This window comes from Pseudoalteromonas sp. P1-25 (assembly GCF_001401805.1).
GTDB lineage: Bacteria > Pseudomonadota > Gammaproteobacteria > Enterobacterales > Alteromonadaceae > Pseudoalteromonas.
In genome coordinates this window covers 236,299-251,696 of record NZ_LKDW01000002.1, presented here as the reverse complement: position 1 = coordinate 251,696, position 15,398 = coordinate 236,299, and the positions used below count along the sequence as shown (strand labels likewise).

The window sequence follows — 15,398 nt, the reverse complement described above, 5'->3', positions numbered from 1 at the left end:
CTATTTAATCCCAATCAAACTTATAGAGTAAATCAACATTTTGATTTAAACCACTGGTGATCTCTACATAAAATTGCGAAAGCAGCTGATAACGAATAGCGACCTCGCTGAGCGAGTCAAACACCCCTACGCTGTATTTAACTTGTAAGCTAGGCGCTACATAGCCAGATATTTCAAGTTTAGTGTTATCGCCAGAACCCGTTGAGCTTAAGCTTACATCAGATAAACCAATGGTTTCGCCAACTTTAGATACAACGCCTTCACTGCGGCTCACCCCTTGTGAGAGCAATAACTGAGTAAGCATGGCGTCGCTTGAACTGTCACCCTCGCCTAACGGCTGCCCATTGAGTAAATAAGCAAGCGCTTGTGCTTGGTCCATTGCCGGCTCAGAAAACACTTTTAAGGTAGGTTGCTCAACGTTACCAGTAAGCGTAACACCTGCCACAACACCGTTTGCTGTTGTGTCTGGATTACGTATGGCTTTAATATTTAAAAATGGTTGCTCAATCGAGCCACTGAACCCTATTTGCCCAGTACTAATAATTAAATCTTGGCCAAAAGCTAAATACGTTCCATCGATTAAATTGAGCTCGCCGGTGGCAATTATAGGGGCCCCTTGGCTCATTTTGATGGCCAAATCTCCCGCTATTTTAGACTCAAGGCCAAACGATTCTATTTTCACATCGTTTTTAACAATGACTTTTAAATTTACATCGTAGTCAAATGGCACGTTTTCTGATTTTTCCGTTTGCTGATCAACAATAATCTCATCGTCGCTCACTTGAACGGCGCCCTCTGGCAGCTCTTCAATCATTACTCTGCCATAAGGTACAATCACTTCGCCCGACAGCTTTAATGCATTATTTGCCAGTCCAATGGTTAAATCAGGAGATACTTTAAACGTCACGCCTTGCTGTGCACGCACAAAAAACTGCTCGCCATTAACGCTTACGTTTACCTCAGGCTGTGCGCTTTGCCAATCTACATCGCCAGTTAAGTTTATTTTACCACCTTGGCTGTCGTTTAAATTACCTTTAATTGTGGCGGTAGTTTTATCAAATAAAATGTTTATATTAGATTTTTGCAATACTATAGGTAACTGCTCACCTTCTAAATTGATATCACTAACATTTAGCTCACCTTTTAATAGTGGGTCTTGTAATGTGCCAGCAAGTGCCACATTACCGGTTACATCCCCTTTTAATTGCTCAAGGGTCTCTAAAAATGGATGTAAGTCTGATAGCAAAATTTTGTCTATATCGATGTTACCGTTTAATGTTTGCTGATTTTGAATATCATCAATATTAATTTGGGTGGTTATTTTACCCAGCACACTTGAGTCTAAATCTGCTTCTAGTTTACCTGTTTGAGAGTCAGTATAGGCACTGATTTTTAGCGTTTCTATAGGCAACCTAAACCGGTCTTCCTCTGAGGTAAGAACCGCAACAAGTTCGTGCGAATTTAAATTAGCCCGTAGTGTTTTTAAAGCGCCCTCGCTCCAATTTGCAGCAAAGTCGCCGCTTATATCGCCTCGCGTACGCATGTTATCTGGTAAAAAATGTTTTAGCTCTTCAAGTGCTAAATTGCTCAAGCTGGCATTAAATTGGCCCAAGTTTTTGGTTTGCGCAAGAGTGTTAATGCATAGCTCACTTTTGTTTGAGCGCCAACAATGCGCACTCACATCAAAGTCGCTGGTTTGAGTATTAAACATCACTGCAATTTTTTTACTATTACTAAAACTAAGCTTTTTATCACTTAGCGTTATGTTACTGAGCGAGCCATTCCACACGTCATTATTTAGCTTACCGGCTACTTCAAGCTCAGCAGCCCCTTGCTCTGCATCTATAGCGACAACAATTTGGTGATCGGTTTTATCGCCAGAGGCTGTTAGCTCAACGCGATTAATGATCTCATCAGCAACCTTTGCTGAGCCTACGTTTAAGCTCACATCAGTTTGCCAGTCTGCGGCGGTATCGAGCTTTCCTTTGAGGGCGAGTTTGTTAACGTTTATATCGTTATAGATAAAGTTGTCGAGTAATAACGATAAATCAACGGCAGGGGTTAAACGCTGGCCTCTGATTTTTAAATCGGCCTTACCATTTGCTACAAATGGCAGGTTTGTTTGCTCACTTCCTGTGAGTGTTACTTTCCCGTCAACCTGCCAGGTGTCGTCTACTTGCCCGCTCAAGGTTAACTTATTAGGCCCGCTACTCAAATACAGGCTATCTATGTTGGCTTTAAGCGTATTATTAAGTGTAAAGTTTGAGGCAAATTCAAGCGGTGTTTGGTTAAGTGTTCCTGTAAGCTGCGTATTATCCATTTGCAATTGCCAGTTTTGCCCTTCGCTATTAAAGCGCCCCTCTAGCTGACCAGAAATATCACTTGTAACGGTATCTGTTAAATACTGTGCTTTTAAACTATTTAACGAACCAGAAAATTCGGCCTGTATGCCCTTTTGCCAATTAACGTTGCCATTGAATATTGCACTACTGTCGTTTGCTTTTAGGCTTAAAGTGCTTAGCTGTGCTTGGCTAAGCGAGCCGTTTAATTGCGTATTTAATACAACAGCTGGATAGGCACCTAGCTGGCTATCCGCTTTTAAACTTAGCGTATAATCATCTGCATTACCCGAGGCTGATAAATCAACATGACTTACTTTTAGCTCATTACTTTGCGCGTCAATCAGCCACTGCTCAACTTTACCGGTAAGTTCAAATGGATAATTTTTTTGTTTTAAATTAGCCGTTGCCGTTAAATTCAATGGGTATTGGCCGGTTGTATTTAACTTTATATTTAAATCAGATAGATCGCCACTTAATGCCAGATTAGCTTGATGTAAGTCGCTATTTAAGGCTATTTCACCCTTTATCGGCAAGTTCCCGGTAAGTTCACTGCTCAACTGCGTATTTAATTGCCATTGTTGATACTGCGCGCTAAGGGTTTGTAAGTTAACTTTTTCATCTTCTACATTTAGTGCAAGCGCTATGTTTTCAATTGTATGTGTTTGCTCACCTTGTTCAATACCCACGTTTTTTACGTCAAACTGCTCTACCCGTAAATTAAGGGGCGATGTAAATTCTATATCTGGTAACGCGGGTAGCGCTGTTAGCGCCTGGCTTTGCTGAACCGTTGCCTGTTTGGATGAGGTGGGTTGCTCTTTAAGCTTTACCAGTACATCGCTAATAGTCAGGCTTTTTACCGCTAAGGTTGCATCTTCGGCTTTCGCTGCAAGGGTAAAGTTATTTACGGTTACATCAGCACTGGAATGATTTAATACAAATTCGTTTATTGCTATATTTTTTACTGCAATATTAAAGGGAAACGTAATTTTAGCTAATGGCTCTGAGGCGCTCTCTTGTGTAGCTTCGGGCGGATTGCCAAGAGCAAGCTTGACTGACCGCGCACTTACATTTTCAATACATAAGCCATCGCACTGCCACCAAAATAAATCTATTTTAAGCTGCTGGGCTTTAAAATCTGTACTTTGGTTTTTAAAGCTCACATTAAACGGGTTGTTATATAAAAAGCGCCCTTTTTTAATCTCAATATGTAAGCCGTCTACCATTTTGTTTGCACTATAAGCAATAAATTGATTACCGGGCGCAGTAAATAACAAACAAAATATAATAACGGCAAGCGTGATTAAAATGCCGATGACAGCGGCGGATATTTTTTTAAATACTGACATTAAATTTCTGGCCCTATGGTAATACTTAAACGTGTGCTTTTACTTTCTTTAGTCAGCCCCCATGCATGATCTACTTTTACGGGGCCTATGGGCGTTAAATAACGAAAGCCAAAGCCTGCGCCCACTTCAAAGTCATCCGAAAAGTCATTTGTGGCGGTACCACCATCTACAAATATGGCTGCGCGCCAGTTTTGCGCAAACTGGTAGTTGTACTCAATCGTACTAGTTAGTAAGTATTTACCACCAATTAAGTCACCGTCTTCATCTTCAGGAGAAATAGACTGATAAGCAAAACCACGTACACTTTGGTCACCACCGGCATAAAAACGCAACGAATAAGGTACGTTTTCAATATTATCGACCAGCATTGCGCCAACGTTTGCTTTTAAAAAAACTAAGTGTTTATCTAAATAAGTTCGTAGCCACGCATGCTGCAATTGCACCCGCACCAAGTTTGTAGTTGAAAGTACATCGTCTAAACCAAACTCTGCCGAAATTAACCACTGCTCCCCCCAATAAGGCGTTGTGCCCCCTTTTGTTTTTTTACGGGCATAGCTAATACCTGGCATTAGCATTTCGGTGCTTTCTTCAGGTTCATCACCAATGCGATATGTTTCTTGGTCGCGGCGTAAAAATGCCGTGCGTACCCATTTATCTTCAGTTAACCATTGGCGCTGTAATTGTCCGGTCAGTATTTCACTGTAAATATCATCGGCAAGTTCATCTTCTAATTTGTAACCTACTGAAAACCGCCATAAATCGTCGTTCGGGTCATCGACTGGAATGGTGTACGCCATAGAAATATCTTGTTGTTTCTCAGCTACATTTAAATTGCTTTCGAGATAATGCCCGTCATCGGTTATCCACGGTTTACTCCATTTAAAACGCACTTTTGGACCCAGTTCGGTATTGAAGCCGCCACCCACTTCGTAGCTATTAGCGGGTTTGTGCAGCACGTCAATATTAATCGGTACTTGCCCGTTGGCTCTTGCTGGTATATCGGCATAAATACGCACGCTTGAAAAATACGGCGTGCTTGAAAGTTCAAGGTTATAATCAGCAATCTGTGTGGCTTTATAGGCTTGACCTTGGATAAAAGGTGCAAGTGAGCGAATGTATTTTTCTGCGGGTGTGTCTTTTGCGATAATAATATTGCCATAGGCGTAGCGCACGCCGGTGTCTATACTGAATGTGATAACGGCACTGTTTTTTTGCACTGATACAGCAAGCTTTCGAACTGGCCATTTAGCATCGAAATAGCCTAGTTCTAATAACATCGACTCTATTTTTTTATGGGCTGAGTCGTACTTGCCATGATTAAGCACATCGCCTTGGGTTAAATTTAAGTTTTTAATAACATTTTGTAATTGCGAGTCGCTTTTCCCCTCACCATTGAGCGTTATATTAATTGCTTCAATGCGAGTGGCAGGTCCGCGTTCTATTTGGACGATAAGCTCTTTATCGTCTTTATCAAACTCAATGTCTATCGTTGGATTGTAATACCCCAGCGCTTTAATACTGCTTTGTACTTGCTTTTTGGCGTAGCGACGCAAGGTTCTTGTAGGCTTTTCACCAACTAGTTGCTTTAAATATAGCTCAACGTTACTTTCTAACTCGCCACTGATCCCTTTAATCTCGTAATCTTCAATTACCCTTTGCTCAGCGCTGACTTGAGAGCTTATGAAAAAAACGAAAAAAAACACAAAACGTAATAACTGTTTGAACAAGTAAATATCCTTACTTTTTATTCTTTAAATTTAACCTTGGATGAGTTGCATACTAACATAGCCATAATGAGCAACACATTAACTTAATCGTAATCTTGCACCAAATTTTGCTCGTTTTTAACGTTAAAATTAATACGCTTTAAAGCAATATTTTGGTTACAATAGCCACTACGAATACAAAATTAATTTTAAATGAGTTTTTAATGCAATTCCCTGATGATGATAACGGCCAACTTTTAGCCGAAATAGCCGCTGCTGGCGTTGATTTAAGCAAAATGCACCAAATCGATTTTTTCATTTTATTTGAACAACAAGCTGACGCTGAAAAGTTTGCTAAAGAAATAGTCTCTGATGCATTAGTACAAAGCACTAACGTTGAAAAATGCAAAGACACAGGCGTGTGGGAAGTAATTACTCATGTACAAATGGTGCCAGAGCACACATTACTTGGCCAAGCAGAGCAATACCTTGAAAGCATTGCTAATAGCTACAATGGCTATGGCGATGGCTGGGGTTTAATGGACGAAGACGCCGCTTGATAAGGATCAGTTAAGCCTAGCCGCTTAACTGATTCGCTTTTCTAAAGCTGCCTGTGTAATCAAATAATTTATCAGATACCTTCCAGCCATACTTTTTACTTTTACGCGCGATAACAAAGTCAGGGTGCACTAAATCAAACTGTGCCTTAATAACCTGCTCAGCATTTTTAAATTCGACTGGCGCTTGCCCCTGCCCTAGGCGTTTTCCAAACTGTTTATTAAAAATATATTGCCCACCTTTACTGGCAAGGTTATATACCTCATCGCAACTTGCGCCATCTTCATCAAAGTAGGTTATTTTAATTAAATCATCTTTCAGTTTTACCACTGATAACCCGCTGCAGCGTAGTACTAACGCATCCTTTAAGTTAAGTGCGTTGCGTAGCTTGTCATCGGGGTCGGCCATTACAGCGCCGCAATCATGGCATTTACGCGCAGCAATATCGTTTTGAGCGCCACATTGGTCACACTCTTTAAACCTAAACCGATAATCGCATTGCTCTTTATGGCCTTCGTCATCTTCTAATAAACCTTGGCAGCGCCTACCAAAATGCTCAATGACTTTGCCTGCTGAATCGGTTTTTCCCCAAAAAATATTTGCAAACCCACACCCAGGGCAAAGCACTTGAACGGGTTCATTATCGCTATCACCTTTTTTATCACCCACTTCAGGGTGAAATAAATCAAAGCCGTTGCCTGCGTAATCTATAACTAAGCAGTCTGTTTTTCCTTCATTTAGCCTAAGTCCACGGCCAACAATTTGCTGGTATAGGCTAACCGATTCGGTAGGGCGTAAAATAGCGATAAAATCGACATGCGGCGCATCAAATCCGGTAGTTAAAACAGAAATATTAACGAGGTATTTGATGTTTTTTTGTTTAAATTGATTTATTAATTTATCGCGTTCAGCATTTGGGGTATCACCAGTTATAAGGGCACTTTGCTCTGCGGGTAAATAAGTTAAAATTTCTTGCGCGTGCATCACCGTTGCCGCAAATATCATTACGCCTTGGCGGGTTTCGCTGTATTGTATTACCTGCTTTAGTATAGCTTGCGTTGCGCGCTCACTGTTTTTTAAAAGCGCATTCATATCATCAGTCGTATATTGCCCAAACGCATTAGTAGCCAAAGACGAAAAGTCATAATGACTAATTGCCGCGTCCACTTCATTTGGCGGCGTTAAGTAGTTATGTTTGATCATATACCTGAGCGGTAATTCAAATATACAGTTTTTAAATGGGCTTTCTTTATTACCTTTTACAAAACCATGGTAATGATGATGGTATATCCACCCCATTCCTAATCTATAAGGTGTGGCCGTTAAACCCAATACTTTTAACTGAGGGTTATATTGTTTGAGCGTATTTATAACCTTTCCGTATTGGCTTTTTTTATCACCATTTACTCTGTGGCACTCATCAATAATAAGCAAAGAATAATGCTCATTTAATTTATTTAAATTACGCGATAAAGATTGAACACTGGCAAAGGTAACTTGGTGGCTAAGTGATTTTTCTTTTAACCCTGCTGAAAATATACTCGCTTTTAAACCAAAGCTTTTATATTTTTGTGCGTTTTGCTCTACAAGCTCTTTAACATGTGCAAGCACCAGTATTTTTTGTTTAGCTATTCGCGCAAGCTCTGCAATAACAAGGCTTTTACCGGCACCGGTAGGCAGTACAATTACGGCAGGGTCATTTGTTTTTCTAAAATGTAAAACGGTGCGCTCTACGGCCTCTTGCTGATACGGCCTTAATTTATAGCTCATGAAAATAGTAAATAGAATAACCAGAAATGCAGTTTAACAAATACTAAGCGACTGCGGGGAGTTTAAGGTAAGTTTTCGCCAATTAAACCTGACTTGCAAAGCGTAAGCCTAAGGTTTAGTTATTAAGTTATACATCATAAAAAAAGAGAAGCCGTAGCTTCTCTGTTATTTTATTAAGCTAGGTGCTTTTGTAAATCAACACCTTCAAACGCTTTAGGACGACGTCCACGACCGGTCCATTCAACCACCTCGCCATCTACTTCAATGCGATACTTAGCTTTTACTTTAGTTCGCTTATCTGCAGTACCATCTTGTAAATCTTCTAACGTAAGTCCTTTTTCTTTTAAAAGATCCAACACTTCCTGTTTAGCTTGTAGCTGCTCAGTATATTTTGCAATCGCATCAGTGATTAATTGTTGTGCTTTTTCTAGCTCAGTTAATGATGCTGTTTTAATAAAAGATCGAACTTCTTTCATTTATATCTCGCTAAATTATAGGGTTAGATTTTAATTCCTTTTTAGTATAAGCCTAAAATAGAAAATAGGCTACGAGAAGAAAGTATTAGCTATTTTTTTAAAGTTTAAAAAAAAGCCGCGATTAAAATCACGGCTTTGACATTTAATAACTAATTAAAACTTAGTAGTTAAACTTAATTGTAAGTATCTACCAGTTACATCATATGCTTCAGAAACTGTATTAATACCTGTACCACCACTAGAAGAACTTTGGTTAGCAACTGGTGGTTGCTTATCAAATAAGTTACGCACTGTTAATGTCACATTTGTACTATCAGAGAAGCTATAGCCTGCTGAAATATCGTGATAAACAACTGATGGGAATTCGTTATATTTCTCTAAAGGAGTAAAGTCTGTGTAGTTGAAGTTACCTCCATCAACACTATCTTTTGAACGATCCCAGTAACGCATACGCCACGAAAGATTTAAATCTTCTAAGCCGTAGCTTAAGTTAAGATTTGCTCTGTTATCTGGAGTGAATACTTGGCCAGCATATTCAACTGTTTCACCACTCTCGATACCTGTTTCATCATATTTGATTAGATGATTCCAAATCAGATTTGCACCAAATTCACCATGCTCAGTATCAATCTTGTACGCTAACTCAATGTCAAGACCAGCAGTTTCGATATTGTTTTCGTTACTTGTTCCTGAGTTTACTTCAACTAAAGCACCATTTTGGTCACGTAAAGAATTCCCACCACAAGTTGGATCAAAGTCAGCAGCACTTACATCAAAACAACGGTTTAGTACTGTAGTACGGCTTGTCGTTGAAATAGCATCTTCCACAGAGATATCATAGTAATCTACTGTTAAAGCAAACTCTTCAGTTGCTTGCCACACAACACCTAAGCTGTATGTATCTGCAGTTTCTTCTTGAACATCTTCATTACCACCAATAAAACCACCAGTGCTTTGTGCCTCTGTTTGTGTTAATTCAAACGAGCCATTTGCGGCAACACGAGCAGCAATCTCAGGAATTGATAAACAGTTTTGAGCTACATTACCAGTATCTGAAGCAGTCACACCACTACACGGATCTGTTACTGTAGCAAAGGTCTCACCTCGGCCACCAAATAAATCTGCAATGTTTGGTGTACGTATAGCTGTTGCTGCTGAAGCTCTAAATTTCAATGTATCAATTGGTGAGTATTGAATACCCGCATTCCATGTTGTTTGACCACCAACAATTTCATGATCTGAATAGCGAGCAGCTAAATCAAGCTCAAGATTATCTAAAATAGGTAATATTGTTTCTACATAGTAATCGTTAGAGTAGTAACTGCCATCAGTTGGTAATGAGCGGTTAGTACTTGACGCACCAGTTTGAGCTAGATCACCTGGGTTGAAGAAACCACTTTCTAAACGGTGCTCTGCCCCCATAGCTACACCAATTCTTCCGCCTGCTAGTTCAACTGGTAATTCACCAACTAAAGAAGCAGAAACTATAAATTGCTCAGTTTGGCCAGCAATTTTGGCAGGTACTTTAACATAATCAACAGCTTCTGCTGAAACAGAGCCCTCACCAAATAAATTTAATGGCACACAACCTTGTAAAACAGCTAGATCATTTGCACATTGAAGTGAACCATCATCGTTTTGTACTACATCAAAAGCTTGTGCTGCTCTTTCAATGTTAACTTGGCCACCACTGTCTTGACGTTGATCAGTTTTACCCCAAGATACATAAGTATTTAATGACCAGTCATCATTGATCATCCAATCTATGCCTGTCGCAATTCGAACAGTATCACGCTCTAAATCAGTAGAACGAGCACCAAACTCAACCATACGGCGAACTAGCTCGGGAATGTTATCATCTAAGCCATAACCGTCATTAAGAAGATTTTCACGAAGTAACTCCGGAACCATAGGATTACTAAGCTTTATCCCACCTTCTCCACCACGTTCTGGTAAGAATACATCATTAGTAGAAAATGGCGTTGGCTCAATAGTCGAGTTATAAGTTTTAGATGAGTTCCAGTTCATCTCAGCAAAGAATTCCACATCATCATTAATTTCTTGCTTGATGTTTAACGCAGCATACTTTCTTTCAAGTGGGGTAACTAATTGACGATAATCAGCTCTGTTAAATGCATCGCCACCTTCAAGCCCAGTGTAAGGAGTACCGTCAGCATTATACGAGCCGACACGCCCCTGAGGAGTATACGAAGAGAATACCTTCCCTACATACTCGTTACCGTTTTCATCAAGTAGTATCGCTTCATCAAACTCAGAAAACGCACGGTCAGAAGGTTTTAGACCTTTGTCATCATCATAACCAATAGCAACGGTTACATTACCTGAATCCCAACTATTACCAGCGGTTAGATTTAGAGAGTACTTCTCACGATCACCTTCGTCGGAAATACCAGTTTGAGCGTTAACTTCAACACCCTCTACGTTATCACGAGTGATAATATTTACTACACCAGCTACAGCATCTGTACCATAGATGGCAGATGAAGCGCTTTTTAATATTTCGATTCGCTCAATCATTGAGGCTGGGATGGCATTTAAATCAACGGCATAACCACTTGAAGGTGAACGACCAGATACAAAACGACGGCCGTTAACCAATACTAAAGTGCGCGCTTCACCTAAGTTTCTTAATGAGGTTGTATTTAAACCTACGCCAGAAGTACTGAATGAAGAGTTAGATTGGTCTGCGCCGGCTATAGCAACAGGTGATTGGTTTAAAACGTCAGCTACGTTTAATGCCCCCATTTGCTCTATATCTGTTCTGCCAATGATAGTCACAGGTACTGGTGTTTCTACGTCAGTACGCTTAATACGTGAACCAGTAACTTGAATACGTTCTACTTTTTCAACCCCTTCTTCAGCAGCAAATGTATTTGCTGAAAACGCAGCTGCAGATGCTGCACCAAAAGCAATCGCTAAGCGCACTGCCTTTGAAACTTTATTATTTAACATGTGATTCTCCCTGAAAGAATTTTATTTATATATTTATTATTTTAGCTATTAAATGAATAGCATAAGAAGTGAAAGCATCGCTTCTTTTGTAAATGTTATTACCAACATATAAACATAGTCAACACATTAAAAACCAATAATTCACATCACTTTAAATATAATTAACTAGAGTTTATTTCAATAAAAGGGACAAACAATTAAACTTAAATATACCAAAAATCGGAACGATGTATTTTTAGGTATAAAGTCTAAAACACATTTATTTATTAACATTTTTAAAGGTATTAACAAGATAATTTAAAATTTATAAATGACAATGTGAGTGAAAATGTTGTTTAACAAGTCGCCACAAAGCTAGAAGGAGTGGGCTATGCAGCTCATACGGCCTATGAAATACCATCAAAGCTGCTAGGTTATTAATGCACAGAACGCATTTTAGTGATGAGGCTAGCTATTTGCGTCCCTTGTAAAGCGTTCCGATATATTCATTATTAGCGTCAACTAAAGCCTCTTTAGATATTTTATTGCCTAATAACAACTGGCTAATTTTCTGTGAATTTAACGCCGCTTGCTTTAAGTCATTTAGCCTAAAGGTCAGCCCCTCAAGCTCTTGAGTAAATAATTGATAGGCGCGTTCTAAATCTATTTTTCTATTATTCAAAATAAACTGAAAAAAGTCAGGATACCGTGTTCCATTAACTGCGTGTGGATGTACTTCCCTTTCAAGCTGGATAAGGTTATTTATTGTTTTTATCAAGTTATTGACCTGAGCATTATCACCTTTTGTTAACTCATCAATTAGCTGCTTTAAGGGGGTTAACAAGTCGCTACGTACGCGAACAGCAGACTCCAGTATAAGCACATTTGGTTTAACTATATCTGAGTCTATTTCATGGCAAACAATTTGATAAAACCCACCCGGTTTTAATACTCTAAATAATTCAGGAATGCTTTTTGATAGTTCACTGTATTCAATTGCAAATTGAGCCACTATCGCATCAAATTCATTATTTTCAAAAGGTAAGGTCTCTGCACTTACACTTGATAAAATACGCGACTCAGGCACGCCTGTAACACTCTTTGCCACTGTTGCTTTATCGATACCAATAAAATTCAACTGATCTTTACTACTATCGTGTATGAGCTTTATCAGTGCGCCATTGCCAGTCCCTATGTCTAATATCTTACACTGTGGACTAAGCTCGCTAGCAAAACCTGTCCAGCTCTGCTTGAGCTTGCCTGTATAGTTTTTTTTAATATCCTGCCCAAATGAAGTTAAATACCCTTGAGACCAATACTCACTCCAATAATTTTCCATATAAAATCCCCATAAAAAAAGGGCTGAATAAATTCAGCCCTATATATCAACCTGTTTCTAATTAATATTAGAAGCTAATTGAGTAGTTTAGACGGTAATCACGACCAAAGTTGTTGTAAAGGTCTTGGTTATCCCATGTACCAGCTGAAGAAAGAACTGGGTCTTCATCAGTTAAGTTACTTACTGTAAATGTTACAGCGCCGTAAACACCTGCATTGTAGCTGTAAGTTAAGTTATGGATTAACCAGCTGTCTAAGTCACCTGATTGCTCGTAGAAACCATCACCATCTTCATCAACTTCAGTTTCAGACGTACTTGCTGTGTAAGTAGAGTTCCAAGATACTGTGTGATCATCAAGTGACCAAGAAATTGTTGCTACTGACTTAAGATCAGGTTGGCCAGACCAACCAGCAGTGTCTTGTACAACACCACCCACTTCAGAATCGTATGAAAGAGTTACACTGTTAACATTGTTAAAGCGGAAATCACCAAAATCAGTCTCTACGTTTGCATTAATAGTGAAGTCAAAACCTTCAATTTCGAAACCAGCACCGTTAAAGTAAGAAGTACCCGCTTCAAGTAGCGTACCTGAAGCAGAACGCTTAAGGTAGAAAGTTTCGTTAGACGTATCTGTATCAGCACTTACTGCAGTGATTAGGCCAGCTGCCTCATCAGATAATAAGCCCTGTAGAGATTTTGACTGTATAACGTTATCAATAGAAAGTTGGAAGTAATCTAACTTAAAGCTTAAGTTGTCGTTTACATCCCACGCCACACCTAAGTTGATGTAATCTGACTCTTCCGCTTCAAGCTCTGAGTTTGCTGTGTAGTACGTATCGTACTGACGTGATGTAGTAGAGCCTGCAGAGTAATCGATTGCAGATTCAGCTGAGAATGTACGTGCTGCGTTAAGTAAATCTAGGCCTGGCGCGCGGAAAGACTCAGAGTAAGAACCACGAATCACTACGTTATCAGCAACCTGCCAACGAGCAGATACTGCAGGAGCAAGGTTATCACCGAAGTCAGAGTAATCATCGTAACGAGCTTTTAAGTTTACTTCTACTGTATCAGAAACTGGTAGTACTGATTCGAAGAAGATAGCAGTAACATCACGGTCACCCATTGAAGAGTTACCAGCAGAGCCACCGATTAGGCCAGCTTCAGATTGACCATCGTAAATATCTTCGTAAGTTTGTTCAAAGTACTCAACACCTACGTAGTGAGCAACAGCACCCCCTGGTAGTTCAAATAAGTCAAAACCTAAACCAGCAAAGTATTGGTCAAAAGTAGAAGCAGAGCTTTGTAACGTAGTCGATTTCATGTTGGCAATGCCTTCATCAGAGCCTAAATCGATATCGTTAGCTTCGTTGTATGCTAAACCGCTGTAAGAAAGGTAGTACTCACCCACAGATTTGTTATCTGCTTTGTTGTGGTGGTAGTAAACTTCCCAAGAAGCGTTGTTCCAATCTAAATCACCACGTAAACCAGCTGTTAAATCTTGGTTGTAATCGTCTACGTTACCATCACGTGTACCTATACCTACCCAACGGAATAAACCATATGCACCGTCTTCACCGTATGGGTTGTGTGGGTTATCAGCTGACATGTTTTCCCATGGTGCAGCCGGTGGAGCGTAACGACCAAATGAAGAGTTTTGTACAAACATTGTTTGAGCAAAGAACTCAATGTCGTCTGTTAGCTCGTAGTTAGCACTAACATATAATGTGTTACGGTCGATTGAAGCTGTGTTGTAAGATACGTTAGCGAACGCATACATACAGTACTCAGAGCCTGGACCCCAGCTTTCGTTTGCATCAACGCGACGGAAAGTATCTTCACCGTATTCAGAGATTAAATCGTCACATAAAAGTGAAGCTGATGCTGTAGCAAAATCAGGTGAAAGTACAGTAGCGCCGTAGTAAGACCAACCTACAGTATCTGCAGTGTAAGCCTCAATGTCGCCATCACCGTCTAAATCACCAATTTGCGCTTTAGTGTAGTCACGGTCAGCATCTGAAATGCCTTTACGAGATTGGTGGTCAAAAGAGAATGTAATGTTACCTTTATCGCTAGATACACCACCTGTTACAGAAAACTCTGTAGAAGTAGTACCTTCGTCTTGGTCACGGTGACCTGCACCGATGTTAAACGTTAGGCCTTCAAAGTTTTCTTTTAAAATTACGTTAACAACACCCGCCATTGCATCAGAACCATAAATAGAAGATGCACCTTCAGTCATGATATCGATACGTTCAACAGCAGCCATTGGAATAGCATTAAGGTTAGCAGAAGCACCACCTAATGTTGGTGAACCAGGGAAACGACGACCATTTAAAAGTACTAAAGTACGACGTGAGCCAGCACCACGTAAGTTGATAGTTGCCTGTGATTGAGCTGAGCTACCAGAACGCTCTGAAAACGAACCGAATGAGTTTAATGAACTAGAACGTAGCGCATCTGCAACTGTGTAGTCACCTTCTAGTTTAATATCAGCAGAAGTAATAGATACTACTGGAGAAGCACCCTCTAAATCTGTACGTTTGATACGTGAACCAGTTACTTGGATGCGTTCTACTTTCTCTGCAGACTCTTCTTCTGCAGCAAATGAACTTGACGAAAATGCAGCTGTTGATACTGCACCAAATGCAATCGCTAAGCGAACTGCCTTTGAAACTTTATTATTTAACATTTGATTCTCCCTGGGTCACCACTTGTTAGAAGCGACTATTATTTAATTATTTTTTGTTGTCACAGTTTGTTAACAGCGACTAAACCAAATACTAAACAAAAAATATCTAAAAGCCAACTACTGTTAACCAAATATTAATTAAAAAAGGGGTTTTTATTGGTTTTTAGCTTAAATGAAGAATTACTGTACAAAAATAGAGCTAAAACGTGGATTATGTAAT

Annotated in this window: 8 protein-coding genes; 1 reads left to right on the top strand and 7 read right to left on the bottom strand. The window is 39.7% G+C overall.

From position 1 onward, the window contains the following. Nucleotides 1-4: 4 nt before the first annotated feature. Nucleotides 5-3,688 (bottom strand): translocation/assembly module TamB domain-containing protein, encoded by a 3,684-nt coding sequence (locus tag AN393_RS02710; protein ID WP_055013914.1) that lies wholly within the window; start codon nt 3,686-3,688, stop codon nt 5-7. Next, nucleotides 3,688-5,391, bottom strand: coding sequence for an autotransporter assembly complex family protein (locus tag AN393_RS02705; RefSeq protein WP_235576183.1), 1,704 nt, complete (start codon nt 5,389-5,391; stop codon nt 3,688-3,690). The genes AN393_RS02710 and AN393_RS02705 overlap by 1 nt, the downstream gene beginning before the upstream one ends. 227 nt (nt 5,392-5,618) lie before the next feature. On the opposite strand from AN393_RS02705, the gene AN393_RS02700 reads away from it, so the two are divergent. Beyond that, on the top strand, nt 5,619-5,954 hold the full coding sequence (locus AN393_RS02700; protein ID WP_055014124.1) for a ribonuclease E inhibitor RraB: 336 nt from the start codon (nt 5,619-5,621) through the stop codon (nt 5,952-5,954). A gap of 16 nt (nt 5,955-5,970) precedes the next feature. Here AN393_RS02700 and AN393_RS02695 read toward each other — a convergent pair whose 3' ends face one another. The 5 genes from AN393_RS02695 to AN393_RS02675 form a co-directional block, all read right to left on the bottom strand. After that, entirely contained in the window at nt 5,971-7,722 is a 1,752-nt protein-coding gene (locus AN393_RS02695) for a DEAD/DEAH box helicase (protein ID WP_055013916.1), read from the bottom strand. A gap of 173 nt (nt 7,723-7,895) precedes the next feature. After that, the gene (locus tag AN393_RS02690) at nt 7,896-8,198 is read right to left on the bottom strand and encodes an H-NS family nucleoid-associated regulatory protein (protein WP_055013917.1); all 303 of its coding nucleotides are present in this window, start codon (nt 8,196-8,198) and stop codon (nt 7,896-7,898) included. Nucleotides 8,199-8,351: 153 nt separating this feature from the next. Then, nucleotides 8,352-11,171 carry a TonB-dependent receptor domain-containing protein gene (locus AN393_RS02685; RefSeq protein WP_055017235.1) on the bottom strand — a complete coding sequence of 940 codons (2,820 nt, stop codon included), beginning with the start codon at nt 11,169-11,171 and terminating at the stop codon, nt 8,352-8,354. A 451-nt stretch (nt 11,172-11,622) separates the two neighbouring features. Next, complete coding sequence (locus AN393_RS02680; RefSeq protein WP_055013919.1) at nt 11,623-12,489, bottom strand: class I SAM-dependent methyltransferase; 867 nt, start codon at nt 12,487-12,489, stop codon at nt 11,623-11,625. Between the two features lie 67 nt (nt 12,490-12,556). Next, a complete protein-coding gene (locus AN393_RS02675; RefSeq protein WP_055013920.1) occupies nt 12,557-15,178 on the bottom strand; it encodes a TonB-dependent receptor domain-containing protein in 2,622 nt (873 codons plus the stop codon). Nucleotides 15,179-15,398 lie beyond the last annotated feature (220 nt).